This is a genomic window from Cobetia sp. Ld8 (assembly GCF_045066615.1).
Classification (GTDB): domain Bacteria; phylum Pseudomonadota; class Gammaproteobacteria; order Pseudomonadales; family Halomonadaceae; genus Cobetia; species Cobetia amphilecti.
This window is the reverse complement of the sequence record NZ_JBISHF010000005.1, coordinates 90,601-115,632: the sequence shown is the minus strand read 5'-3', so window position 1 is coordinate 115,632 and position 25,032 is coordinate 90,601. Positions and strand designations below refer to the sequence as shown.

General features: G+C 64.4%; 21 protein-coding genes. 9 read left to right on the top strand and 12 right to left on the bottom strand.

What is annotated here, in order from left to right; all coding sequences use genetic code 11:
• Positions 1 to 188 precede the first annotated feature (188 nt).
• From map to ACJJV2_RS01080, 7 genes are all read left to right on the top strand, one after another.
• A complete protein-coding gene (map, locus tag ACJJV2_RS01110) occupies positions 189 to 980 on the top strand; it encodes a type I methionyl aminopeptidase (RefSeq protein ID WP_043333030.1) in 792 nt (263 codons plus the stop codon).
• Positions 981 to 985: 5 nt separating this feature from the next.
• The gene (locus tag ACJJV2_RS01105; protein ID WP_043333097.1) at positions 986 to 3,697 is read left to right on the top strand and encodes a [protein-PII] uridylyltransferase; all 2,712 of its coding nucleotides are present in this window, start codon (positions 986 to 988) and stop codon (positions 3,695 to 3,697) included.
• Positions 3,698 to 3,882: 185 nt separating this feature from the next.
• On the top strand, positions 3,883 to 5,082 hold the full coding sequence (gene dapC, locus ACJJV2_RS01100; protein WP_348471231.1) for a succinyldiaminopimelate transaminase: 1,200 nt from the start codon (positions 3,883 to 3,885) through the stop codon (positions 5,080 to 5,082).
• Between the two features lie 84 nt (positions 5,083 to 5,166).
• Complete coding sequence (locus tag ACJJV2_RS01095; RefSeq protein WP_405277768.1) at positions 5,167 to 5,523, top strand: ArsC family reductase; 357 nt, start codon at positions 5,167 to 5,169, stop codon at positions 5,521 to 5,523.
• Positions 5,524 to 5,563: 40 nt separating this feature from the next.
• Complete coding sequence (dapD, locus tag ACJJV2_RS01090; protein ID WP_225347346.1) at positions 5,564 to 6,589, top strand: 2,3,4,5-tetrahydropyridine-2,6-dicarboxylate N-succinyltransferase; 1,026 nt, start codon at positions 5,564 to 5,566, stop codon at positions 6,587 to 6,589.
• A gap of 158 nt (positions 6,590 to 6,747) precedes the next feature.
• Positions 6,748 to 7,947 (top strand): succinyl-diaminopimelate desuccinylase, encoded by a 1,200-nt coding sequence (dapE, locus tag ACJJV2_RS01085; protein ID WP_405277766.1) that lies wholly within the window; start codon positions 6,748 to 6,750, stop codon positions 7,945 to 7,947.
• Positions 7,944 to 8,357 (top strand): hypothetical protein, encoded by a 414-nt coding sequence (locus ACJJV2_RS01080; RefSeq protein ID WP_043333036.1) that lies wholly within the window; start codon positions 7,944 to 7,946, stop codon positions 8,355 to 8,357. Before dapE ends, ACJJV2_RS01080 begins: the two co-directional genes overlap by 4 nt.
• 96 nt (positions 8,358 to 8,453) lie before the next feature.
• Here the strand turns inward: ACJJV2_RS01080 and ACJJV2_RS01075 are convergent, their stop codons facing one another.
• Positions 8,454 to 8,918, bottom strand: coding sequence for a cold-shock protein (locus ACJJV2_RS01075; RefSeq protein ID WP_043333039.1), 465 nt, complete (start codon positions 8,916 to 8,918; stop codon positions 8,454 to 8,456).
• A gap of 584 nt (positions 8,919 to 9,502) precedes the next feature.
• Between ACJJV2_RS01075 and ACJJV2_RS01070 the strand changes: the two genes are divergently transcribed.
• A complete protein-coding gene (locus ACJJV2_RS01070) occupies positions 9,503 to 9,754 on the top strand; it encodes a SlyX family protein (RefSeq protein WP_284893202.1) in 252 nt (83 codons plus the stop codon).
• Between the two features lie 145 nt (positions 9,755 to 9,899).
• Here the strand turns inward: ACJJV2_RS01070 and trxB are convergent, their stop codons facing one another.
• From trxB to ACJJV2_RS01055, 3 genes are all read right to left on the bottom strand, one after another.
• Positions 9,900 to 10,856: a thioredoxin-disulfide reductase gene (trxB, locus tag ACJJV2_RS01065; RefSeq protein ID WP_043333042.1), complete on the bottom strand. Its 957-nt coding sequence runs from the start codon at positions 10,854 to 10,856 to the stop codon at positions 9,900 to 9,902.
• 469 nt (positions 10,857 to 11,325) lie between these two features.
• Positions 11,326 to 11,928, bottom strand: coding sequence for a peroxiredoxin (locus tag ACJJV2_RS01060; RefSeq protein ID WP_043333044.1), 603 nt, complete (start codon positions 11,926 to 11,928; stop codon positions 11,326 to 11,328).
• A gap of 297 nt (positions 11,929 to 12,225) precedes the next feature.
• On the bottom strand, positions 12,226 to 12,591 hold the full coding sequence (locus tag ACJJV2_RS01055) for a CPXCG motif-containing cysteine-rich protein (protein WP_405277761.1): 366 nt from the start codon (positions 12,589 to 12,591) through the stop codon (positions 12,226 to 12,228).
• Between the two features lie 347 nt (positions 12,592 to 12,938).
• Between ACJJV2_RS01055 and acnA the strand changes: the two genes are divergently transcribed.
• Entirely contained in the window at positions 12,939 to 15,698 is a 2,760-nt protein-coding gene (acnA, locus tag ACJJV2_RS01050; RefSeq protein ID WP_405277759.1) for an aconitate hydratase AcnA, read from the top strand.
• A gap of 146 nt (positions 15,699 to 15,844) precedes the next feature.
• Here acnA and ACJJV2_RS01045 read toward each other — a convergent pair whose 3' ends face one another.
• From ACJJV2_RS01045 to mutM, 8 genes are all read right to left on the bottom strand, one after another.
• A complete protein-coding gene (locus ACJJV2_RS01045; protein WP_043333048.1) occupies positions 15,845 to 17,524 on the bottom strand; it encodes an NAD-dependent malic enzyme in 1,680 nt (559 codons plus the stop codon).
• A gap of 311 nt (positions 17,525 to 17,835) precedes the next feature.
• Positions 17,836 to 19,080 carry a YeeE/YedE family protein gene (locus ACJJV2_RS01040; RefSeq protein ID WP_405277757.1) on the bottom strand — a complete coding sequence of 415 codons (1,245 nt, stop codon included), beginning with the start codon at positions 19,078 to 19,080 and terminating at the stop codon, positions 17,836 to 17,838.
• A gap of 250 nt (positions 19,081 to 19,330) precedes the next feature.
• Complete coding sequence (locus tag ACJJV2_RS01035) at positions 19,331 to 20,344, bottom strand: tryptophan--tRNA ligase (RefSeq protein WP_043333050.1); 1,014 nt, start codon at positions 20,342 to 20,344, stop codon at positions 19,331 to 19,333.
• A gap of 186 nt (positions 20,345 to 20,530) precedes the next feature.
• Positions 20,531 to 21,652: an alanine dehydrogenase gene (ald, locus tag ACJJV2_RS01030; RefSeq protein ID WP_405277754.1), complete on the bottom strand. Its 1,122-nt coding sequence runs from the start codon at positions 21,650 to 21,652 to the stop codon at positions 20,531 to 20,533.
• Between the two features lie 143 nt (positions 21,653 to 21,795).
• Complete coding sequence (locus ACJJV2_RS01025) at positions 21,796 to 22,302, bottom strand: thioesterase family protein (protein WP_216060563.1); 507 nt, start codon at positions 22,300 to 22,302, stop codon at positions 21,796 to 21,798.
• Positions 22,299 to 22,655 carry a DUF2007 domain-containing protein gene (locus ACJJV2_RS01020; protein WP_405277752.1) on the bottom strand — a complete coding sequence of 119 codons (357 nt, stop codon included), beginning with the start codon at positions 22,653 to 22,655 and terminating at the stop codon, positions 22,299 to 22,301. Before ACJJV2_RS01020 ends, ACJJV2_RS01025 begins: the two co-directional genes overlap by 4 nt.
• A gap of 192 nt (positions 22,656 to 22,847) precedes the next feature.
• Positions 22,848 to 24,038 carry a class I SAM-dependent rRNA methyltransferase gene (locus tag ACJJV2_RS01015; protein WP_043336266.1) on the bottom strand — a complete coding sequence of 397 codons (1,191 nt, stop codon included), beginning with the start codon at positions 24,036 to 24,038 and terminating at the stop codon, positions 22,848 to 22,850.
• 130 nt (positions 24,039 to 24,168) lie between these two features.
• On the bottom strand, positions 24,169 to 24,984 hold the full coding sequence (mutM, locus tag ACJJV2_RS01010) for a bifunctional DNA-formamidopyrimidine glycosylase/DNA-(apurinic or apyrimidinic site) lyase (protein ID WP_043336268.1): 816 nt from the start codon (positions 24,982 to 24,984) through the stop codon (positions 24,169 to 24,171).
• Positions 24,985 to 25,032: the final 48 nt, after the last annotated feature.

The following is a 25,032-nucleotide window of genomic DNA, read 5'->3' as shown; positions in this document are numbered from 1 at the left end:
GCCTCGGCCAGGCGCCCGGAGGTGGCCGATCGAGGAGAATTTGCAGGAAAGCGCGCGGCTTTATACCATAGCTCGACCACGATATGAAGTCGCCACTGCCCGACGCGGCATGCGATGCGTCGCGCCATTCCCCCGTCACGCGCGGCCTGGCGGCGTTTCATCCCTCTTATCTCCTGCCTCGAGTCCTCATGAACATTCCCATCAAGACAGCTGAAGAAATCGACAAGATGCGCGTCGCCGGCCGTCTGGCGGCTGAAGTGCTGGAGCTGCTCGACGAGCATGTCCGTCCCGGCGTCACCACGGGCGAGCTCAACCGCATCGCGCACCACCACATCACCGAAGTTCAGGGCTGCATTCCGGCGCCGCTCAACTACCACGGCTTCCCGAAATCGATCTGCACCTCGATCAATCACGTGGTCTGTCACGGCATCCCCGATGACAACAAGAAGCTCAAGAAAGGCGACATCCTCAACATCGACATCACCGTGATCAAGGACGGCTATCACGGCGACACCTCGAAGATGTACATCGTCGGCGAGCCGAGCATCCAGGCCGAGCGTCTGTGCCGCGTCACCCAGGAATGCCTCTATAAAGGCATCGAGCTGGTACGCCCGGGCGTACGCCTGTCAGAAATCGGTCGTGCGATCCAGAAGCATGCCGAAGCGGCAGGCTACAGTGTCGTGCGTGACTTCTGCGGCCACGGCATCGGCGCCGGCTTCCATGAAGACCCGCAGGTGCTGCACTATGACGGCTACGAAGCCCGTGCCGACGCCGAGCTTCTGGAAGGCATGTGCCTGACCATCGAGCCGATGGTCAATGTCGGTGGCTACAAGGTGAAGGTCCTCAAGGACGACTGGACAGCCGTCACCAAGGACAAGAGCCTCTCGGCCCAGTGGGAGCACACCCTGCTGGTCACCGCCACCGGCGTCGAGGTACTGACACGTCGCACGGAAGAGGACCTCTCCTTCCTCGAGGGTTGATCAAGATGCTCCTGCACCACTATCACTTCGTCGAGCGTGAAGCGCTCTACGATGCCGTCACCTTCGACGGCGAGCTGGCCACGACGAAGACACCCATCCCGCTGTTCAAGCGGGCTCTGGCACAGGTACAGGAGCGCCTCGAGGCTCGCTTCAAGGCGGGTGCCGACATCCGCGACCTCATCCATGGTCGTGCCCGCGCCATCGACCGCCTGCTGGCCATCGCCTGGCAGCGTCAGACCTGGCCGGATGACGGAATCGCCCTGCTCGCCGTGGGCGGCTACGGCCGCGGCGAGCTGCACCCGCATTCCGACATCGACCTGCTGCTGTTGCTGGAGCAGGACGACGACACGCCCTATCGTGAGGCGCTGTCCGACTTCATCACCTTCCTGTGGGACATCGGTCTCGAGATCGGCCAGTCCGTGCGCTCGCTGAGTGACTGCGAGCGTGAGGCACGCGCCGATGTCACCGTGATCACCAACCTGCTGGAATCCCGCGTCATCGCCGGCCCTCAGCGGCTGCGCGAGGCCATGCGCGAACGTCTGGCCACCGACCGTCTGTGGCCGGCTGAAGCCTTCTTCGAGGCCAAGTGGCAGGAGCAGATTGCTCGCCACCACAAGTTCGCCAACACCGAATATCACCTCGAACCCAACATCAAGTCGTCGCCCGGCGGCCTGCGCGACATCCAGATGATCGGCTGGGTCGCCAAGCGTCACTTCGGGGTCGAGCGCTACGACAACCTGGTCGCGCTGGGCTTCATGAATGATGCCGAACTGCGCATTCTCAGCCAGGGTCAGGCCTTCCTGTGGCAGGTGCGCTTCGCGCTGCACATGCTGGCCGGACGCGCCGAGGACCGGCTGCTGTTCGACCACCAGCGCACCATCGCCGAGCTGTTCGGCTTCCGCGACACGCCCGAGCATCTGGCGGTCGAGCAGTTCATGAAACGCTACTACCGCCATGTCACCGCCCTGGCGGGCCTCAACGACATGCTGCTGCAGCACTTCGACGAGGCCATCCTGCGCCATGACGAGCCGGTCAACATCGTGCCGCTCAATCCGCGCTTCGAGATCCGCAGCGGCTACATCAGCCTGCGCGAGGAAGGCGTGTTCCGCCGCCGCCCCGCCGCGCTGCTGGAGCTGTTCCTGCTGATGGCGCAGCACCCGGAGATCGAGGGTGTGCGCGCCGACACCATCCGCGCGCTGCGTGATCATCGCCACCAGATCGACGATGCCTTCCGCGACGACGTGCGCCACCAGAGCCTGTTCATGGAGCTGATGCGCTGTGGCGGCAACGTGCCCCGCGTACTCAAGCGCATGGCGCGCTACGGCATTCTCGGCAAGTACCTGCCGGCCTTCGGGCGTGCCGTGGGGCTGATGCAGCACGACCTCTTCCACGTCTACACCGTCGATGCGCATACCCTGCGCCTGCTCAAGGTCGCCCAGGAATTTCGCGCCCCCGATGCCGAGGAGGAATTCCCGGTCGCCGCGACCCTGATCCGCGAGCTGCCCAAGCTGGAGCTGCTGTGGATCGCCGGGCTCTATCACGACATCGGCAAGGGCCGTGGCGGCGACCACTCCGAGATCGGTGCCGAGGAAGTCGAGGACTTCGCGCGCCGTCATGACCTCAGTCCGCGCGACACCCGCACCCTGAGCTGGCTGGTGCGCCACCACCTGCTGATGTCGATGACCGCCCAGAAGCAGGACATCGCCGACCCCGAGATCATCACGCGTTTCGCCGAGATCGTCGGCGACGAGACGCACCTCGATTATCTCTACGTGCTGACGGTGGCCGACATCAACGCCACCAACCCGTCGCTGTGGAACGGCTGGCGTGCGGCACTGCTGCGCCAGCTGCACATGGAGACGCGCCGGGCGCTGCGCCGTGGCCTCGAGCATCCGCCGGAGCGCCACGAGTGGATCACCGAGACCCGTGAGGAAGCGCTGTCCCTGCTGGCCGGCATGGGCACCACCCGCACTGACGCCGAGGCGCTGTGGGCCAGCCTCGGCGACGACTACTTCGTGCGCTATGCGCCCAGCGAGGTGGCCTGGCACACCCAGGGCATCCTCGCGCGCCAGGCAGCTCCGCAGCTCGACGAGCATGGCGAGCCGCTGCCACTGGTACTGACCAGCGCGCCCACCGAGGAGATGACCGAGGGCGGCACCAAGGTCTTCATCCACACTCGCTCGGTGGACAACCTGTTCGCGGCCACCGCCGCGGCGCTGGAGCAGCTGGGGCTCTCGATCCACGATGCACGCATCGCCACCTCCAGTCACAACTGGACGCTCAACACCTTCATCCTGCTCGACGATGACGGCGAGCCGATCCGCGACGCCGCACGCTTGGCCGATATCCGCACCCATCTGGTCGAAGAGCTGGATGACCCGGATGACTACTCGGTGATCGTCAATCGCCACACGCCGCGCCAGCTCAAGCATTTCCGCATCGCGCCGCGCATCACGCTGAGTCAGGACTACACCAACGGCCGCAGCGTGCTGGAAGTGATCGCCTCGGACCGCCCGGGCCTGCTGGCGCGCATCGGCCGCGTGTTCATGGAGCACGAGATCGCCATCGATGCCGCCAAGATCGCCACCCTCGGCGAGCGCGTCGAGGATATCTTCTTCATCACCGACCGCGCCGGCGAACCCATCACCGACCCCGAGCGCCAGACACGCCTGCGTGACGCCCTCACCGAAGTCCTCGAGGTCGGCGAGCGCGGCTGAGACGCGTGACGGCACGTGACGAGAGTACAGAGGGAAAGCGCCGGCCGGCACCCCGCGATTGAGGGGACCGGCCGGCTTCCCTATAATCGCGAGTCGACCTGCATGGCAGTCCGGTGACTCGCGGACGCCTTCCTCCCTGCTCGGCCGGCAGCCTGACTGCCACGGCCATCACCCATGGAACGTGCATGAACCCGGATCTCGACCAGCTCAAGCCCTACCCGTTTGAAACTCTGGCCAAGCTGCGCGAGGGCGTCGTGCCCAATCCCGCCCTGGACCCGATTGCACTGACCATCGGCGAACCGCGTCACGCGCCGCCCGAGTTCGTGCTCGACACCCTGCGCGAGCACATCATGGGCGTGGCCAAGTACCCCGCCACCGGCGGTCTGGGGGAATTGCGCCAGGCGATCGCCGACTGGCTCGCGAAGCGCTTCTCGCTCAACGCCACGCCGGATATCGACCAGCAGGTCCTGCCGGTCACCGGCACCCGCGAGGCACTGTTCGCCTTCATCCAGGCCTCGCTGGACAGCACGCGTCCGGCGCGCGTACTGGTGCCGAACCCCTTCTATCAGATCTATGAAGGCGCGACGCTGCTGGCCGGCGGCGAGGTCACCTACCTGCCCTGCCCCGCCGAGAATGGCTTCCGCCCCGACTACGCGGCGGTGCCGGCCGAGGTGTGGCGTGATACCCAGATCGTCTTCGTCTGCTCGCCGGGCAATCCCACCGGCGCCGTGACACCGCTGGAGGACTTCCAGCAGCTGATTCGCCTCGCCGACGAGCACGATTTCCTGATCGCCTCCGATGAGTGCTACTCGGAGCTCTATCTCGACGAGTCCACGCCGCCGCCGGGCCTGCTGCAAGCCTGTGCCGCCATGGGCCGCGATGACTACGCGCGCTGTGTGGTCTTCCACTCGCTGTCCAAGCGCTCCAACCTGCCGGGCCTGCGCTCCGGCTTCGTGGCCGGCGATGGCGAGGTGATCCGTCGCTTCCGTCACTACCGCACCTATCACGGCTGCGCGATGCCGCTGCATCACCAGCACGCCTCCATCGCTGCCTGGAATGATGAAGCCCACGTGCTGGCCAATCGCGATGCCTACCGCGAGAAGTTTGCCGCCGTGACCGAAATCCTCGCGCCGGTGATGGACTTCCCAACTCCGGAAGCCAGCTTCTACCTGTATCCCGCCGTGCCCGGCGGTGACGACGCCGCCTTCACCCGCGAGCTGCTGCGTGAAGAGGCGGTCGGCGTGCTGCCGGCAAGCTACATGGCGCGCGAGGTGGACGGCGTGAATCCGGGCGCCGGACGCATTCGTCTGGCGCTGGTGGCCGAACTGGAACAGACCGTCGAAGCCGCCCAGCGCCTGCGTCGCTTCGTCGAACGCCTGCGCTGAACGCCAGGCTCGCACGGGCTGACAGCAGCCCAACACTGGATGACAGCCCCGCCCGGCGGGGCGGATTGGCTCAAGGAGACCGCCATGCACGTGCTCTACGGCATCAAGACCTGTGATACCTGCCGCAAGGCGCGCCGCGCCCTCGACAACCGGGGCGTGCCCTATCGCTGGCATGACCTGCGCGAGGATGGCCTCTCCGCCAGCCTGCTGGAATCCTGGCTGGAGCAGACCGCCTGGAGCAGCCTGCTCAACAAGCGCAGCACCAGCTGGCGCAACCTGAGCGATGAACAACGTGACAGCCTCGATGCCAATTCGGCACGCGCATTGATGCTGGAGCACCCGACCCTGATCAAGCGTCCCATTCTCGAGCGTCATCCCGCCGACAATGAGATGGATCTGGTGATCGGCTATGACAAGGCGGTCTACGAACCGCAGGACTGAGCTACCCCTTACACCACTGGACACCCCGGAGATTGACACGATGTTGAGCCTTGCCCTCGGAATCGGCACCCAGAACACCACCGGCGACTGGCTGGAAGTCTACTATCCTGCCCCGCTGTTCAAGCCGACCGCTGCCGTTGCTGACGCCGCTCGCAAGGCACTGGACGCACCGGCTGGCACCACCGCCACCAGCTTCCTGCCGGAACACTGCGCCGCCCTGGCCAGCGCCCTGCGCGACGCCGGTGACAACGCCCAGGCCGAACTGGCCGAGAGCCTGGCCGCCAGCCAGCGCCCGCTGGTCGCCATGTTCATCGAGGAAGACGCCGCCCCGCAGAGCGTGCCGGAGGTCTACCTCAAGCTGCACCTGCTGTCTCACCGCATGGTGCGTCCGCACGGCATCGACCTGACCGGCATGTTCGGTCTGCTCAAGAATGTCGCCTGGACCAGCGAAGGCGCCATCGACATCGAGGAGCTGCCGGCGCGTCGCCTCAAGGCCCGTCTGGAAGGTCGCACCCTGTCCGTTGACTGCGTCGACAAGTTCCCGAAGATGACCGACTACGTGGTGCCGACCGGCATTCGTATCGCCGACACCGCGCGTGTGCGTCTGGGCGCCTACCTGGGCGAAGGCACCACCGTGATGCACGAAGGCTTCTGCAACTTCAATGCCGGCACCGAAGGCCCGGGCATGATCGAAGGCCGCATCTCCGCGGGCGTCTTCGTCGGCAAGGGCTCTGATCTGGGCGGCGGTTGCTCCACCATGGGCACCCTGTCCGGTGGCGGCAACATCGTCATCAAGGTCGGTGAAGGCTGCCTGATCGGCGCCAATGCCGGTATCGGCATCCCGCTGGGCGATCGCTGCACCGTGGAAGCTGGCCTGTACATCACCGCCGGCACCAAGGTCATGGTCTTCGACAACGAAGGCCAGGAAGTCGAGACGGTCGCGGCCCGTGAGCTGGCGAGCCAGGACGACCTGCTGCTGCGTCGCAACTCCGTCACCGGCCGTGTCGAATGCCGCACCAACAAGAGCGCCATCGCGCTCAACGATGCCCTGCACGCCCACAACTGAGGCGCGTGACGACGACCTGTCAGAGACTGCATCTCTGGCAGGCCGTCGTGGCATTTCCCGGCTCGGGCAGCAGTGTCCGAGCCGGCGTGAAGACACTTCGTCTCTCCCCCCGAATTTCGCGCTGTCGCTCCTCGCGATGACGCCTGCAGCGATGGCCCATGATGACTGATTCAAACGCACCGCTTCCGCCACGCCCCGCCGATCTGTCTCCGACGCTGGAGCTGGCCTTCGATCTCATCTCACGCCCCTCGGTCACGCCGGACGACCTGGACTGCCAGACCCTGATGATCGAACGCCTCGAGGCGCTGGGCTTCACCATCACGCGGCTGCCCTTCGGCGATGTCGACAACTTCTGGGCGGTGCGCGGCCATCATGGTCCGGTGCTGGCCTTCGCCGGCCACACCGATGTCGTGCCGACGGGCCCGGAAGCCAACTGGCAGTATCCGCCGTTCTCGCCGTGCATCGATGATGCCGGCTTCCTGTGTGGCCGTGGCGCCGCCGACATGAAGGGGTCGCTGGCCGCGATGCTTACCGCCACCGAGCACTTCGTGACCGCCAACCCGGACCACGAAGGCCGCATCGCCTTCTTGATCACCTCCGATGAGGAAGGCCCGGCGGTTCACGGCACCCGTGCGGTGGTCGAGTATCTGCGCGAGCATCACGAGCGCCTCGACTACTGCATCGTCGGCGAGCCGTCCTCCACCGACTACGCCGGCGACGTGATCAAGAATGGCCGTCGCGGCTCGCTGGGTGCGGTCATGCACGTCAAGGGCATCCAGGGCCATGTGGCCTACCCGCACCTGGCGCGCAACCCGATCCACGAAGCCGCCCCGGCGCTGGCCGCCCTGGCCGCCGAGCATTGGGACAACGGCAACGACTTCTTCCCGGCGACCAGCTTCCAGATCTCCAACATCCGTGGCGGTACCGGCGCGACCAACGTCATCCCCGGCGAGCTGGAAGTGGTCTTCAACTTCCGCTATTCCACCGAGCTGACCGCCGATGACCTCAAGCGTCGCACCTATGAGATCCTCGAGAAGCACGGTCTGGACGTCGAGATCGAGTGGAACCTGAGCGGCGAGCCCTTCCTGACGCCGGAAGGCGCGCTGGTCGATGCCGCCGTGCACGGCGTGGAACGCGCACTGGGGCGCAAGCCGGTGCTGTCCACCTCCGGCGGCACCTCCGATGGTCGCTTCATCGCCACGCTCGGCACTCAGGTCGTCGAGCTGGGGCCGGTCAATGCGACCATCCACAAGATCGATGAACGCGTCATGGCCAGCGATCTGGACCGACTCTCCAGCGCCTACGAGCACATCCTGGAATACCTGTTTGTCCCCGCGACCCAAGAGACCACGGCATGAGCGACACCCCGCACAATGACGCCGATGAGCAGTACCCAGACATCGAGATCTACCTCAAGCCCTTGAGCCTGGAGGCGCTGGGCGCCTGGCTGGGCGAGCAGTTCGGTCAGGTCGTCGTCTTCCAGCCGGCCGGCAAGCTGCAGCACCGTACGCGCCTCACGCGTGATGGCGCCGAGATCGCGGTGCTGGTGGTCGAGAAAGTCGCCGATGGCTTCGCCAGCCTGTGGTTCGACAGCGCCAGTACCCCCTGGGCGCGCGATGTCGACTGCGCACGCGCCGCCGCCCGGGCCCTGCAGGTCGAGACGCGCTGCTCGCTGGGCAGCTGGCAGCCCGGTGATGAGCCGGACCGCTTCTTCCGTGTCATGGCCGACGGCAGCGAAGAGGCCTTCACCTGGCCGGACAAGGGCTGAGTGACCCGTCTCTTCTGGTGAGACAGACCATGAAACGACAACGCCCCGCAGGCTAGCCTGCGGGGCGTTGTCGTCTTTCACTGAGCGAGTCAGCGATCAGGTGATGACCGTCACGTCATCCGCCTGCAGGCCACGCTCATTGCTGATGACGTGGTAACGCACTTTCTGACCTTCGGCCAAGGTACGGTGGCCCTTGCCACGAATGGCACGGAAGTGAACGAAGACATCTTCACCACTTTCACGGGTCACGAAACCGTAGCCCTTGTTGACGTTGAACCACTTGACCTCGCCGATCTCACGATCGTCGTCCTCGACTTCAGCCAGTACTGCAGAACGCGGAGACAGCACCGGAATGGCAAGCGTCGCGATCAACAGCAGGATGAACACGGCCGCGACGGCAGCCGCGTACGCCAGCTCGAAGCCCTCGACGCTAAGCGCCTGGCTCAGGGTGTCGGCCAGCTGGCCGCCGGTCAGGGTGATGAAGACGGCAATCAGCAACGGTGCCGGCAGTGCCAGCAGCAGGCTGATGATGAAACAACGGAAGAACGTCTTGGAACTCATCAAGATAAACTCTCTAGGTAATGGGTGGAGGTGTAACGCGAGGGCAGAAATGAGTGCTTCGGATGATCCCTATCAGAATGTTCTGCCCTTGATCGCAATGGACAGCGCCTGACCGCACGACAGGGTTACAGCAGCTATCGTCAGTCGGGAAACTGCCTGAATGCAGCGCCTCACGGCGGTGCCCGTCACCGTCACTGATACATGCGAAGATGCCTGTGCATCGCTCTGGTGACGTCGTGGCTCGTGATGCAGGTAACTCCACATCAGTCGATGGAACCGGCCCTGTCAATGACGCGCGAAGCGCAGGCAATCGAAGGCCGTCAATGGGTGCGATATACGAAAAATAAGTCAATCGCACTGTCAACAGTCTATCACGCCTCTTCCTGATGCGTCTGAGGCAACTCAGTGACAACCCTTCAACACTTTGCGGTAATTCGACAACGATCCAGGCAACGACCGCAGCAACGATTCGGCGTGCCATCGCTCAGAAATCGTGGCATGAGTCGTCATCCAACGGCGGCTGCCTGACCCTCCTCCCCCACTGCCCACGCGGACCATTCCCTCACCCTCTGGAGCCCAGATGCATGACAACCTCGACTGATCCCGGCCTGGAAGCCCGACTGGAAGCACTGGAATCGCGCCTCGCGCATCAGGATGACTGGCTCGAGACCCTCGATCGCACCGTCATCACCCAGCAGCGCCAGATAGAGACACTCGAGCGCCTCACCGCGCTGATGGCCAGCCAGCTACGCACCCTGCGCGAACAACAAGGCGATGCAGACTCGACAGCACCTTTCAGTGCGCAGCCACACGACGAGCTGCCGCCCCATTACTGAGCTGTCAGCAGCACTCAGCTCTCCCGGCGCAGACCTGGCAGGGCCCTGAACGCAAACCGGCCCCGCAGCGAGGCTGCGGGGCCGGTCGGGCAGTGCTGAATCAGACTTTCTCGAATCAGACAGTGTTGCTACAGACAGGGCGATCTCAGGCGATGAGACCGTCCAGATAACGCTCGGCATCCAGCGCCGCCATGCAGCCGGTACCGGCAGAGGTGATCGCCTGACGGTAGACGTGGTCCATCACATCGCCACAGGCATAGACGCCGGGGATGCTGGTCTGGGTGGCATTGCCTTCCAGGCCCGACTGGACCTTGAGATAGCCGCCCTGCATGTCGAGCTGGCCTTCGAACAGGCTGGTATTCGGACGGTGACCGATGGCGATGAACACGCCCATCGAGCTCAACTCCTTGGTGGCACCGCTCTCGACATGACGCAGACGCACGCCGGTGACGCCGGAGTTGTCGCCCAGCACTTCATCGAGGGTGTGGTGCCATTCGACCGCCATGTTGCCGTTCTCGACCTTGTCGAACAGCTTGTCCTGCAGGATCTTCTCGGCACGCAGGCTGTCACGGCGATGCACCAGCGTGACCTTGGAGGCGATGTTGGACAGGTACAGCGCTTCCTCGACAGCGGTGTTGCCACCACCGACCACCACGACTTCCTGATTGCGATAGAAGAAGCCATCGCAGGTCGCACAGGCCGAGACGCCCTGGCCCATGAACTGCTGCTCACTCGGCAGGCCCAGATACTGCGCGCTGGCACCGGTGGCGATGATCAGGGCATCACAGCTGTAGCTGCCGTTGTCACCCTTGAGCAGGAACGGACGCTCGCCGAGGGTCACTTCGTTGATGTGATCGAACAGGACTTCGGTCTCGAAGCGCTCGGCGTGACGACGCATGCGCTCCATCAGCTCCGGTCCCTGCACGCCAGCATCGTCGCCGGGCCAGTTGTCGACGTCGGTGGTGGTGGTCAGCTGACCACCCATCTGCATGCCGGTGATCAGGAGCGGCTTGAGATTGGCACGTGCAGCGTAGACGGCAGCGGTGTAACCCGCCGGGCCGGAACCAAGAATGATCAGACGTTCGTGACGGACATTGCTCATGGATGACCTCAGTGACAGATGAAGGCGGAGGATTTCACCAGCAGCAATGGCAGCTGCTGGCGATCAATGTACTGAACGATACCGACAGCGCTGCAGACGGCGCATGCGATCGGCATGGTTCAGGACACGGCGTGATGGTCCGGGCCGGCTGGCGCCCATGCAGACTTCCCGCTGGAAGCACTTGTACTCGCTGGCTGACTGGCTCGCCAGGCTGGTTGAGGCGAACAAGGACTGCGCAGAGTAGCGCAGACGCCGCCAGCTTTCAGCACCGGACTCAGACCGGCATCGCAGAAGCTTATGCTCAAGCACGAGCCCGCAGGATGGCATTGCCCAGATGCGCGGAAGCCGCCGCCAGGGGCGACGGCTTCCGGTTCGCCTACCTCTCGAGACACTCATTACCGAAGGTTCGAAAGGCAGTCGCGGGATCAGTCAGCGCGAACGCGTGAGCTGATCTCGTCCAGGCAGCGACTTACAGGCTGCTGGAGTGGCCTGCCAGGTACTTGGCAACACCTTCAGCGGTGTCCTTCATACCTTCCTGACCTTCTTCCCAGCCTGCCGGGCAGACTTCGCCGTTGGTCTGGTGGAACTGCAGAGCCTTGACCATGCGGACCATCTCGTCGACGTTACGGCCCAGCGGCAGGTTGTTGACGACCTGGTGCTGAACGACACCGTCTTCGTCGATCAGGAAGGAAGCGCGCAGAGCGACGCCAGCTTCCGGATGCTCGATGCCGTATGCCTGGGTGACTTCGTGCTTGACGTCAGCCACGATCGGGAAGCCGACTTCACCGATGCCGCCAGCGTCCGGAGAGGTCTTGCGCCATGCGTGGTGAGTGAACTGGGAATCGATGGACACACCGATGACTTCGACGCCGAGTTCCTTGAACTTCGCCAGACGGTTGTCGTGGGCGATGATTTCAGACGGGCAAACGAAGGTGAAGTCCAGCGGCCAGAAGAACAGCACGCGCAGCTTGCCGTTGGAATCAGACAGCTTGTAGTTGTCGACGATGGTACCGTCGCCCAGCACTGCTGCGGCTTCGAAATCCGGGGCCTGACGTCCGACCAATACGCTCATGGTGATCTCCTGAGGAATAATGATGATAAAGGCAGCGGACCGCCTTTGTGATGAATCGCCACACAGACTAATCGCCACGTGTGGCAGATGCCAAATGTTTGCTGCAATCACCACCATAGAGATTGCCTATGGCAGCGCGATGACGCCAACAGCGGGTGTCGGGATCATAAGTGACCTTGACCGCAGAATACAGCATCTACCGCGCCCTGCCCCTGCAAGCCTGTCACTTTGCGTCACTGACGCCTGCCGGCGCCGGTTCCAGCGTGCCGAGCAGGTGAGATGCCGTCACAGATGCCGTCACAGCACGTCGTCATCCTGGCCGATATCCAGCCCTTCGAGCTCACCACTGACCGGGTCGACCTGCTGGCGCACCTGGATCGGCTGACAGCAACGCTCGCAGTCGATGATGTTGATCAGACTGCCCTCGTCCAGATCCAGGAACACCGTGAAGGGCGTGTCGCAGTAGGGGCAGTTGATTTCCGCCTCATGCAGCGCCTCATTGACCGCTCCTTCCTGCTTGTCTTCCAGCAACTCATGGCCCGGCCATTCATCGGACTGCCCCGAGGAATGCTCCGCCAGCCATTGCTCGACCGCCGCATCCAGAACCTCATCATCTTCCGGCAGCTCGCCGGATTCGCTCGGCCTGCGCCCTTGTTCGTTCATGACAGCCTCCGTTGTGCCTGATGGTGAACGCGACGGACGTTGCGGGTGGCACCGTTTCGGATGCCATTGCATTGGATACCCTAGAGGCCGCATTCACGCCGCGCGAGAGTCGTGGCGGCAAACTCTATGGCAGCGAACGCGACGCAGGGTTCCTTGCTTCACACTATCCTCGATGATGGTGTGCGCTTGAATTCCTGTCACATGATGACCATAGCCTTATGTAGGCAACCATCCGCGACCTGGCAGTCGCTCTCGCGACGCGTCGCATCCGGCCGAGGCACCTGACGCGCCTGTTGAACGACACTTCAGCAGTCTGGCCGGTGAAGACAACGACAAGGAGGAGAATCATGGGTTCCCAGCGCTCTCAGTCACTGGATTCGCTTGACACCCTCTCCGAGCTGGAAGTCGGAGACAAGCGCTATCACTACTACTCGCTCAAGAAGGCGGCCGACACGCTTGGCGACCTGACGCGACTGCCCTTCACGCTCAAGGTGCTGCTGGAGAACCAGCTGCGCTTCGAGGACGGTGAAACCGCGACCAAGGAAGACATCAAGGCACTGGCCGACTGGCAGAAGACCGCCTCCAGCACCCACGAGATCGGCTATCGTCCGGCGCGCGTGCTGATGCAGGACTTCACCGGCGTGCCCGGTGTGGTTGACCTGGCTTCCATGCGTGACGCCGTCAAGAAGCTCGGCGCCGACCCCGAGAAGGTCAATCCGCTGACTCCGGTGGACCTGGTCATCGACCACTCGGTGATGGTGGACCACTACGGCGATCCGAGCGCCTTCAAGGACAACGTGCGCATCGAGATGGAGCGTAACCGCGAACGTTACGAATTCCTGCGCTGGGGCCAGCAGGCCTTCGACAACTTCTCCGTCGTCCCGCCGGGCACCGGTATCTGCCACCAGGTGAACCTGGAATATCTCGGCCGCGCCGTCTTCACCCGCGAGGAAGATGGCAAGACCTTCGCCTATCCCGACACCCTGGTCGGCACCGACTCCCACACCACCATGATCAACGGCCTCGGCGTGCTGGGCTGGGGTGTCGGCGGTATCGAGGCGGAAGCCGCGATGCTCGGCCAGCCGGTCTCGATGCTGATTCCGGAAGTGGTCGGCTTCAAGCTGACCGGCAAGCTCAACGAAGGCATCACCGCGACTGACTTGGTGCTGACCGTCACCCAGATGCTGAGAAGCCGTGGCGTGGTCGGCAAGTTCGTCGAGTTCTACGGTGACGGCCTGGATGACCTGCCGCTGGCCGACCGCGCGACCATCGCCAACATGGCGCCGGAGTATGGTGCTACCTGTGGCTTCTTCCCGCTGGATGACGAGACGCTCAACTACATGCGTCTGTCCGGTCGCTCCGATGAGCAGGTCGCGCTGGTCGAGGCCTATGCCAAGGAGCAGGGCCTGTGGCGCGAGCCGGGCCACGAGCCGGTCTTCTCCGATACGCTCGAGCTGGACATGACCGAGGTCGTCGCCTCCCTCGCCGGCCCCAAGCGCCCGCAGGACCGCGTCGCCCTCACCGACATCAAGCAGACCTTCGAGAAGATCCTCGGCGATCAACTGGGCGAAGTGCCGGACATCGAGGACGGCAAGTGGCTGTCCGAGGGTGGCCAGACCGCCGTCGATGTCGAGCAGAGCTACGACAAGCAGAGCGAGGTGAAGAACGGCGATTACAGCGAGCTGAATGGTGAGACCTTCCGCCTCGATCACGGTGATGTGGTCATCGCCGCCATCACCTCCTGCACCAACACCTCCAACCCCAGCGTGATGCTGGCGGCTGGCCTGGTGGCGCGCAAGGCACGCGAGAAAGGCCTGAGCAGCAAGCCGTGGGTCAAGACCTCACTGGCGCCGGGCTCCAAGGTCGTCACCGACTACCTGGCGACTGCCGGCGTGCAGGATGACCTCAACGAGCTGGGCTTCAACCTGGTCGGCTATGGCTGCACCACCTGTATCGGCAACTCCGGCCCGCTGCCGGAACCGGTCGAGGACGCCATCAACACGCGTGACCTGACGGTCGCCTCGGTACTGTCGGGCAACCGCAACTTCGAGGGTCGCGTGCATCCCAACGTGCGTACCAACTGGCTGGCGTCGCCGCCCCTGGTGGTCGCCTATGCCCTCGCCGGCACCGTGCGGGTCGACCTCTCCAAGGAGCCGCTGGGCAAGGACACTGACGGCAATGACGTCTTCCTCAAGGACATCTGGCCGAGTCAGGCCGAGATCGCCGAGGCCGTCGAGCAGGTGCGTACCGAGATGTATCGCAAGGAGTACGCCGAGGTCTTCGACGGTGACGAGACCTGGCAGGCCATCGACGTGCCGCAAGCCGAAGTGTATGAGTGGAAGGATTCCACCTACATCCAGCATCCGCCGTTCTTCGAAGGCATGCAGCGTGAGCCGGAAGCCGTTCAGGATGTCGAGAATGCCCGCGTGCTGGCGATGCTCGGCGACTCGGTGACCACCGACCACATCTCTCCGGCCGGCGCCATCAAGCCGGACAGCCCGGCGGGTCGCTACCTCAAGGAGAACGGGGTCGAGGTCAAGGACTTCAACTCCTACGGCTCGCGTCGCGGCAACCACGAAGTGATGATGCGCGGCACCTTCGCCAACGTGCGTATCCGCAACGAGATGCTCGATGGCGTCGAGGGCGGCGAGACCCGCCACGTGCCGTCCGGCGAGCAGATGGCCATCTACGATGCCGCCATGAAGTATGCCGAGGAAGGCACGCCACTGGTGGTCGTCGCCGGCAAGGAGTACGGCACTGGCTCCTCGCGTGACTGGGCCGCCAAGGGCACCCTGCTGCTGGGCGTGCGCGCGGTGATCGCCGAGTCCTACGAGCGCATCCACCGCTCCAACCTGATCGGCATGGGTGTGGTGCCGCTGCAGTTCCCGCAAGGCGAGAGCCGCCAGTCACTGGGGCTGACCGGTGATGAGGAAATCAGCATCAGTGGTCTGAATGACCTGACGGCCGGTGGCAAGGTCGAGGTCACCTTCAAGAGCGACAAGGGTGAGCAGAAGATCGAGGCGCTGTGCCGCATCGATACCGACAACGAGCTGGAGTACTACCGCCACGGCGGTATTCTCCACTACGTGCTGCGCGGCATGCTGTAACCCGCCAGCCGCTCACCGCAGCGCTGACTGCAATACAAAAGCCCCCGCAGGCATGGCCTGCGGGGGCTTCTTCATTTACGCACTCTGTTTCATGCAACTTGTTTCATGCAATCTGCTTCATGCGCTCACTGACGGCGCAGGCGCGATCAGAACGCCTTGCGACGGTAGGCGCGGTAACGCGGCTGCCAGAAGTTCTTCTCGATATTGGCCTGGATGATCTCATCGCTGGAGGTCAGTGCCACACCATCGGTCTGGGCCTGACGCGCCACGTCGAAGGCGATCTGACGGCTGATGTCCTGGATGTCGCCCAGTGACGGCAGCAGCGCGCCCTCGCCCTTCAGGACGATGGGGGCGTTGTTGGCCAGCGCATTGGCGGCGGCCATCAGCATGTTGTCGGTGATGCGCGAGGCGTTGGATGCCAGCACACCCAGACCGATGCCCGGGAAGATGTAGGCGTTGTTGCACTGGGCGATCGCGTGGGTGTGGCCATTGTGCTCAACCGGCGCGAACGGGCTGCCGGTGGCGACCAGCGCCTTGCCGTCGGTCCACTCGATGACTTCCGCCGGCGTCGCTTCGACGCGTGAGGTCGGGTTGGACAGCGGCATCACCAGCGGGCTCTCGCAGCCGGCCTGCACGGCACGGATCACGTCTTCGCTGAACAGGCCACGTTGGCCGGACACACCGATCAGCACGCTCGGCTTGGCGGCCTTGACCACATCCAGCAGACCGCGGTCACCGAAGTCGGCCACGCTGTCGATATCGTGGGCCAGACGGCTCTGGAAGTCGTAGAGGCCTTCCATGTCGCTGGTCAGCAGACCGAAGCGATCGACCATGAAGACGCGCTTGCGGGCCTCGGCTTCCTCCATGCCTTCCTTGACCATCGCCACCACGATCATCTCGGCAATACCGCAGCCGGCGCTACCGGCACCCAGGAAGGTGACGCGCTGGTCGGAGAGCTTCTCGCCCTTGGCCTTGCAGGCCGCCATCAGGGTCGCGACCACGACGGAGGCGGTGCCCTGGATGTCGTCATTGAAGCAGCAGACTTCATCGCGGTAACGCTCGAGCAGCGGCATGGCGTTGGCCTGCGCGAAGTCCTCGAACTGGATCATGGCCTTCGGCCAGCGACGCTTCACGGCAGTGATGAACTCGGCCACGAAGGCATTGTAGTCATCACCGGTGACGCGCTCGTGACGCCAGCCCATGTAGCGCGGGTCGTCGAGCAGCTTCTGGTTGTTGGTGCCAAGATCCAGCGAGATCGGCAGGGTGTAGGCCGGGCTGATGCCGCCACAGGCGGTGTACAGCGACAGCTTGCCGATGGGGATGCCCATGCCGCCGATGCCCTGATCGCCCAGCCCCAGGATACGCTCGCCATCGGTGACGACGATGACCTTGACGTTGTCCTTGGTCGCGGAGCGCAGGATGTCATCCATGTGCTCGCGGTCCGGGTAGGAGATGAACAGGCCGCGGTGGTTGCGGTAGATGTTGGAGAACTCCTCGCACGCCTGACCGACGGTCGGGGTGTAGATGATCGGCATCATCTCCTCGAGGTGTTCCTCGATCACGCGGAAGAACAGGGTCTCGTTGTCGTCCTGCACCGAGCGCAACAGGATGTGCTTGTCGAGGTCGGTGGCGCACTGCTGATACTGGCTGTAGACGCGCGCGACCTGCTCTTCGATGCTCTCGACATTCTGCGGCAGCAAGCCCATCAGATTGAAGCTGACACGCTCCTCGAGGCTGAAGGCGCTGCCCTTGTTGAGCAGCGGCATCTCGAGCAGGCTCGGGCCGGCGTAAGGAACGTACAGGGCGCGCTTGGAAGTATCCGTCATGGCGAGACTCTTGAATCAGTGGGGACGACCTCACGCTCGGCAAGCTTCTCGGCATGCCGGCAGACAAGCGCAGCATGCCCGCTGAAGCACCGCAGAAGACCTGGTGGCAACCGAGCGTCCGAGGGACCTTTCGACGTGCAGTTTCCACGTGCGAACAAGGCATGATGATAGCACGCGCAGTGCTATCTCCGGCAGCCTGTGCAAGGTCGGCGTGCGTTGCGCAGACAAGGGTACTGCATGACGAGAAACGCCCCGCTCATCCCCCTGACGGGGAAGGAGCGAGGCGTTCGCGGTCACGTGCGGGGAATGGCTCAGGCCAGATCGGCACGCGATGCCGGCTTGCGCGGCGCAAGGGCGAAGAAGGGACGCAGCTTCACGCCAAGCATGTTGCCGGCGAAGGCCATCACCAGCCACAGCCAGCCATGCAGGCTGCCGGAGGAGATGCCGCCGAAGTAGGCGCCGATGTTGCAGCCGAAAGCCAGGCGCGCGCCGTAACCCAGCAGCAGGCCACCCAGCACGGCAGCCACCAGCGAGCGCAGCGGAATGTTCCACTTCGGCGCGAACTTGCCGGCCAGCAGCGCCGCCGCCAGCGCTCCGACCACGATGCCGATGTTCATCACCGTGGTGATGTCCGTGTAGAGCGGTGCCGCCAGCGCCTTGGCATTGCCCGCCGCCTGCCAGTAACCCCAGTCACTGACATCGAAGCCCAGCGTGGTGTAGACCTTGGTGCCCCACAGCGCGAAGGCCGAGGTGATGCCCCACGGACGCCCGGCCAGCGCCAGGGTGGCGAAGTTGAGCAGCGCCAGCGCCACGGCACCCGCCAGCAGCGGCCAGGGGCCGCGCAGGAAACGTGACAGGCCGCGCGGCTGGCTGTCGGTCACGGCGGCCTTCTCGAGCTCACCGTGACGACGCTTCTCCAGCGTGCGCGTCACCAGCACGATGATGGCGAACAGCACCAGGCTGACGATGATGCCGCCCAGTGCGCCGAAGCTGTCCACCAGCGAGACGGCAGGCAGCGACGGCAGGCTCTGCCACCAGCTGAAGTGCGCGGTGCCGATCACCGAGCCGACGCAGAAGAAGATCAGGGTGATCACCATGCGCGCATTGCCGCCGCCGACGGTGAACAGCGTGCCCGAGGCGCAACCGCCGCCCAGCTGCATGCCGAGGCCGAACAGGAAGGCGCCGACCACGACGGAGGTGCCCAGCGGCGAGACGAAGCCGGAGACGTCCTGTCCCCACAGGCTGCCCGCTGCCAATACCGGGAAGAACAGCACCACGGCAATCGCCAGCATCAGCATCTGCGCGCGCAGGCCGCGGCCACGGCGCTCGGTGATGAACACTCGCCAGGCGGAGGTGAAGCCGAAGGCCGCGTGGTAGAGCACCACGCCCAGCGCGCCGCCGATCAGCAGTAGCAGGCCCTGGCGCCAGCCGGCGACCAGGCCCAGCAGCACTGAGGCAATGACCAGCAGCCCACCCGCCCAGACGGCGCGAGGGTTGATGGTGGTAGATGGCTGGCCAGGCTCACTGGCCTTGCCTGGCATCGCGTGTTGACTCATGTCATACCCCCTTGTGTATTCAGCATGCTTGAAGCATTGATGCGGCAAGCCTAACGCGTCGCTTTATAGCTGTGAATGAATTTCCAGCACGCTTTTCATTCCCCGCAGATATATGCCTGACATCACGCCCCGGGTGCCATCAGCCCGACAGCCCCGATGACGTCATCCTCTGAAACGACGGCGCCAGTAACAGAAACCCCCGCCATCCGGGAAGATGACGGGGGCCGATCGAGCAGCGTGGACGGGCGACCTAGAGGAAGTTGCCCAGGCCGACGGCGCGACGCAGGCGCTCCATCATCGGTGCGGCCTCTTCGCGGGCCCGCTCGGCGCCACGCTTGAGGATCGCCTCGACATGCGCCGGGTCTTCCATCAGCTCGACGTAACGCTCGCGCGGCGCCTTGAGGTGGTCATTCAGGTATTCGAACAGCTGGTTCTTGGCGTCGCCCCAGCCGATGCCGGCCGCGTACTGCTCACGCATGGCGGCGACTTCCGCCTCGGTGGCGAAGGCCGAATAGATCTGGAACAGCGAACAGGTATCCGGGTCCTTCGGCTCGCCCGGCTCCAGCGAGTTGGTCTTGATCTTGCGCACGCTCTTGAGCAGCTGCTTCTCGGTGCCGAACAGGGGGATGGTGTTGTTGTAGCTCTTGGACATCTTGCGCCCGTCGAGGCCCAGCAGCAGCTGGGATTTCTCGTCGGTCACCGCCTCGGGCATGGTGAAGTAGTTGCCCTTGAAGAGGTGGTTGAAGCGCCCGGCCATGTCGCGCGCCATCTCGATATGCTGGATCTGGTCACGCCCCACCGGCACCTTGTGCGCATTGAACATCAGGATGTCCGCCGCCATCAGCACCGGATAGCTGAACAGGCCCATGCTGATGCCGCGATCGAGATCCTCGATGCCGCTCTCTTCGTTCTCGGCCACGGCGCCCTTGTAGGCATGCGCACGGTTCATCAAGCCCTTGGCGCACACGCAGTTGAGCAGCCACATCAGCTCCGGGATTTCCGGCACGTCCGACTGGCGATAGAAGATGGCGTTGTCGGTGTCCAGACCCAGTGCCAGCCAGGTGGCGGCGATCTCACGACGCGACTCCTGCACGCGCTTCGGGTCCTGACACTTGATCAGGGCGTGGAAGTCGGCGAGGAAGTAGAAGGACTGGACCGTCGGGTCCTGACTGGCTTCGATGGCAGGCTTGATGGCGCCGACATAGTTGCCGAGATGAGGGGTGCCGGTGGTCGTGATGCCGGTAAGAACGCGGGTCTTGGTCATGGATGCACTTCTTGGGCGTCTGGGTCGGGAGGTCGTGCCGCGGGGCTGCACTCGCTCACAATGGATCACGACAGGTCGCGGCAGCGCCCGCTCGAAGTCCTCGAACGCAGCCACCATGACCTGTCGCTATATGCCCCACATCTTACCCTGAGGCGTGCAGCCTTCGTAAGGGCCGGCGCGCCCGGCTCACTCCTTCGCCAGTGCCTCGGCGAGTGCAGTGACCGGCATGTCGAAGGCCTCGCCGACTTCCGGCAGGATCAATTGCCCCGCGTGCACATTGAGGCCTGCGGCAAAGTGGCTGTCCCGGCTCAGCACCTCGCGATAGCCGCCATTGGCGAGGCGCACGATATACGGCAGCGTCGCACTGGTCAGCGCCTGGGTCGAGGTACGCGCCACCGCGCCGGGCATGTTGGCCACGCAGTAATGCACGATGCCATCCACCACGTAGGTCGGCTCGGCGTGGGTGGTCGCCTGGCTGGTCTCGAAGCAGCCGCCCTGATCGATGGCGACATCCACCAGCACGGCGCCCGGCGTCATCTTGCGCAGATGCTCGCGGCGAATCAGCTTGGGGGCCGCCGCCCCGGGCACCAGCACGGCACCGATGATCAACGCCGATTGCCGCACCGCTTCTTCCAGCGCCTCGGAGGTCGAATAGACGGTACGAATCTGGCCCTGATAGCGATGATCCAGCGTCTCGAGGCGCGCCAGTGAAGTATCGAGAATCACCACCTCGGCGCCCAGCCCCAACGCCATGCGCGCGGCGTTCTCCCCCACCACGCCACCGCCGATCACCGTGACCCGCGCCGGCGGCACTCCGGGCACGCCGGGCAACAGCACGCCCATGCCGCCCTGCGCCTTCTCCAGCGCGTGCGCGCCGGCCTGGATCGCCATGCGCCCGGCGACGCGACTCATTGGCGCCAGCAGCGGCAGGCCCCCGTCGGCATCCGTGATGGTCTCGTAGGCGATGGCCGTCACGCCGCTCTCCAGCAGGCTCTCGGTCAGCTCACGAGCGGCGGCCAGATGCAGATAGGTGAACAGGGTCTGACCGCGGGTGAGCCGCGCGACCTCGGCCGGCTGCGGCTCCTTGACCTTGAGAATCAGCTCGGCGTCGCGAAAGACCCGCTCGACGTCCGACTCGAGACGCGCGCCCACGCCCTGATATTCGGCATCGGGGTAGCCACTGCCCTCCCCGGCACCAGACTCGACGATCACCTCATGTCCCTGGGCGATCAGCTCACGCACACCGGCAGGTGTGAGGGCGACGCGATACTCGTGGTTCTTGATTTCCTTCGGCACGGCGATCTGCATGGCGGACTCCTTGCACTGCTGGCGGAATACACTGACGTCATTACGACGCCTGCTACAAGCACAGCAGACTCGTCAGCGTCTCGCCAATCAGATACCAGCAAGATTCACCAAAACACACCAATGATGCAGTGGAATGCGAGGAATCATCGCTGACTGGCAGTTTCCTCACTCACCAGCGCCGCCGAATAGCATTCACGATAGGCGCCGGGCATGCGCCGGGCCCGTCCACTCGAGAGCTCGATACAGACAAAGCGCGTGCGCGCCTCCAGCAGCGTCTGGCCATCCGAGCAACGGCGCAGCTGGAAGCGACGCGTCAGACTCAGGCGACCATCGCAATCCACCAGCCAGGTCGCCAGCATCAGCGAATCGCCAAGTCGCGCACTGGCCAGATAGTCGATCTCGTGACGGTGCACCGCCATGCCGCGGTCCTGCTCACGGTAGTGCGCCAGGCCAAGCCCCAACGCTTCGGAGTGTGCCCAGCTGATGTCCTCCAGCCAGCGCACATACTCGGCATTGTTGACGTGACCATAACCATCCAGCGCCTTCTTCTTCACGCTGATCGGCAACAGGAACGGGCGTGGTAGTGCCCAGCCGGGGGAATCTTGCGTCAACGGCGGCGCGTCGCTCGCCTTCGGGGTGCCTTTGCTCATGCCACGAACTCCGGGTCCTCATCGCGCGGGCGCGCCTGTGGCGCGGGCTGCTGCGGCGCGCTTGCCCCACACGCCCAGCACTCGCTGAAGCAGCCCTCGAGATGTTCGCCACAGGCACACTGCCAATCCGGCAGGGCCGGCGCGGCCTCGATGCTCGCCAGCAGGCGGCGGGCATGCGCAAGGTCATGCTCTGCCACCCACAGCTGGGGCTCGCAGTCGAGCACGGGCAACTCGCCCGCGGCCGAGCCGAGCAGGCGATTGCGCAGCTCACAGGGGATGCCCTCACTTTCCAGCAGGTTGCGCCAGTGATCGAGCAGCACGAGATTGTGATGAGATGTCAGTCGTCTATACATGCCGTCAGACTATCAGAGTCCATGAGCCATGGACGATTAGCCAAAAGCGAGCTGCAGTCGATAGACAAGCCATAGCCGACACTCAAGCCACAGACGACTCACAAGCCACAGACGACAACGCCGCCCCGAAGGGCGGCGTTGTCGTCGATACCGGATGGCACAGCCATCAGACCTGATATCCGTCAGGCGTCATCAGTCGCGATAGACGCGCACACCGAGGGCCTTGAGGTAGGACGTCTCGGGGATGGACGGGTGCACCGGGTGGTCGCTGGCCTGATGGCCCTGGAAGATGACCTGACCGTGGCGGTCCTGGTGACGCACGGCGCCACGCACCACATCCATCAGGCGCTCCGGCGCCAGATGCATGGAGCAGGAGCCGGACATCAGCAGGCCGTCACGGCCCAGCAGGCGCATGGCTTCACGGTTGAGGCGTGCATAGGCGCGCTCGCCGTTGGTGATGTCCTTGCGCTTGCGGATGAAGGCGGGCGGATCCGCGATGATGACGTCGAACTGCTCGCCTTCAGCACGCAGGGCCGAGAGGGCCTCGAAGACATCCGATTCCGCGATGGAGACGCGGTCCTCGACACCGTTGAGCACGGCGTTGCCCGAGACGCGCTCGAGTGCCGCGCCGGAAGCATCGACACACAGCACTTCGCTGGCGCCATGCGCCGCCGCCTGCACGCCCCAGCCACCGACGTAGCTGAACAGGTCCAGCACGCGCTTGCCTTCGACCTGACGGTTCAACCAGGCACGGTTGGCGCGGTGGTCGTAGAACCAGCCGGTCTTCTGGCCGTCGAGCACCGGCGCCGTGAACTGGACGCCGTTCTCTTCCAGCAGCACGCTTTCCGGCAGCTCGCCGTAGACGACTTCGACGTTGCGCTCGAGCTGTTCCTGGCGGCGACCGCTGGAATCGTTCTTGAAGACGATAGCCGTCGGCTTGACGACCTTGAGCAGCGCATCGACGATCACTTCCGCCAGACGCTCCATGCCGAAGGTGTTGAGCTGACAGACCAGCACGTCGCCGAAGCGATCGACGATCAGGCCCGGCAGCAGGTCGCCTTCACCGTGGACCAGACGATAGAACGGCTTGTCATAGAGGCTCTCGCGCAGCGACAGCGCCTGGTTGAAGCGGTGCACCAGCAGCGAGCGATCCAGACGCTGTTCCGGGTTGCGCGACACGATGCGCGCGCAGATCAGCGAGTTCGGGTTGACGTAGGCAACACCCATCGCACGACCATTGCTGGCCTCGATGATGGCCTGGGCGCCCGGCTCGAAGTTCTTGAGCGGCGTCGCGACGGTATCGACTTCATTGGAGTACAGCCACAGATGGCCGGCCTTGAGGCGGCGATCAGCATTCTTCTTCAGGCGCAGACGTTCAGTCACGGGAAATATCCAGAAAGCAGAGGAAGGGACAGGACGACGACAGGACGCGCCCGAACGGGCCTATTCTAGTCGTCATGGCGGCCCCGGTCACGGAGCCCCCGGTCAAGCAGTGGTCTGATGCGGCTCGCCGCTAGCGCTGACAATACGGGCAGAAGCAGCTGGCGCGCTGGCCCAGCACCAGACTCATGATCTCGTGGCCGCATTCGCGGCATGGCTCGCCACCTCGCCCGTAGACGTTGAGGCTTTGCGCGAAGTAGCCCGGCTTGCCATCTCCGCCGACGAAGTCACGCAGCGTGGTGCCGCCCTGGGCGATCGCCGCGGCCAGCACGCTGCTGGCGGCGTTGGCGAGGCGCTCGCACTCCTCGCGCGTCACTTCACCGGCAGGACGACGCGGGTCGACACCCGCCATGAACAGCGCCTCGCTGGCGTAGATATTGCCCACGCCCACCACATTGGCGTTGTCCATCAGAAACGGCTTGATCGCCACGCGGCGCTTGCGGGAGCGCGCAAAGAGGTGCTCGCCATTGAAGGCATCGGACAACGGCTCCGGGCCGAGTCGCGCCAGGCGCGTATCGGCATGCGGGTCACCACGCACGAAGTCGACGAAGCCGAAGCGACGTGGATCGTGATAGCGCAGCACATGGCCATTGCCGAGCACGACATCGACATGATCATGCGTGCGTGGCGGTGTGCCGATGGGCACCAGTCTGAGGCTACCGGACATGCCCAGGTGCCAGAGCAGATGGCCATCGGCAATCGGCAACAGCAGGTACTTGGCGCGACGCGCAAGCGTGCCGAAACGCTGACCCACCAGCCATTCGGCGAGCTCGCCGGGCACAGGGGTCCGCAGACGCGGCTGACGCACGATCACCTCGGTGACCTCCTGGCCCTCGACCAGCGGCGCGATACCGCGGCGGGTCGTCTCGACTTCCGGTAATTCGGGCATGTTCTCTCCTCGACTGACCGCCAGACGCACAACAGGGTGACGACAGAA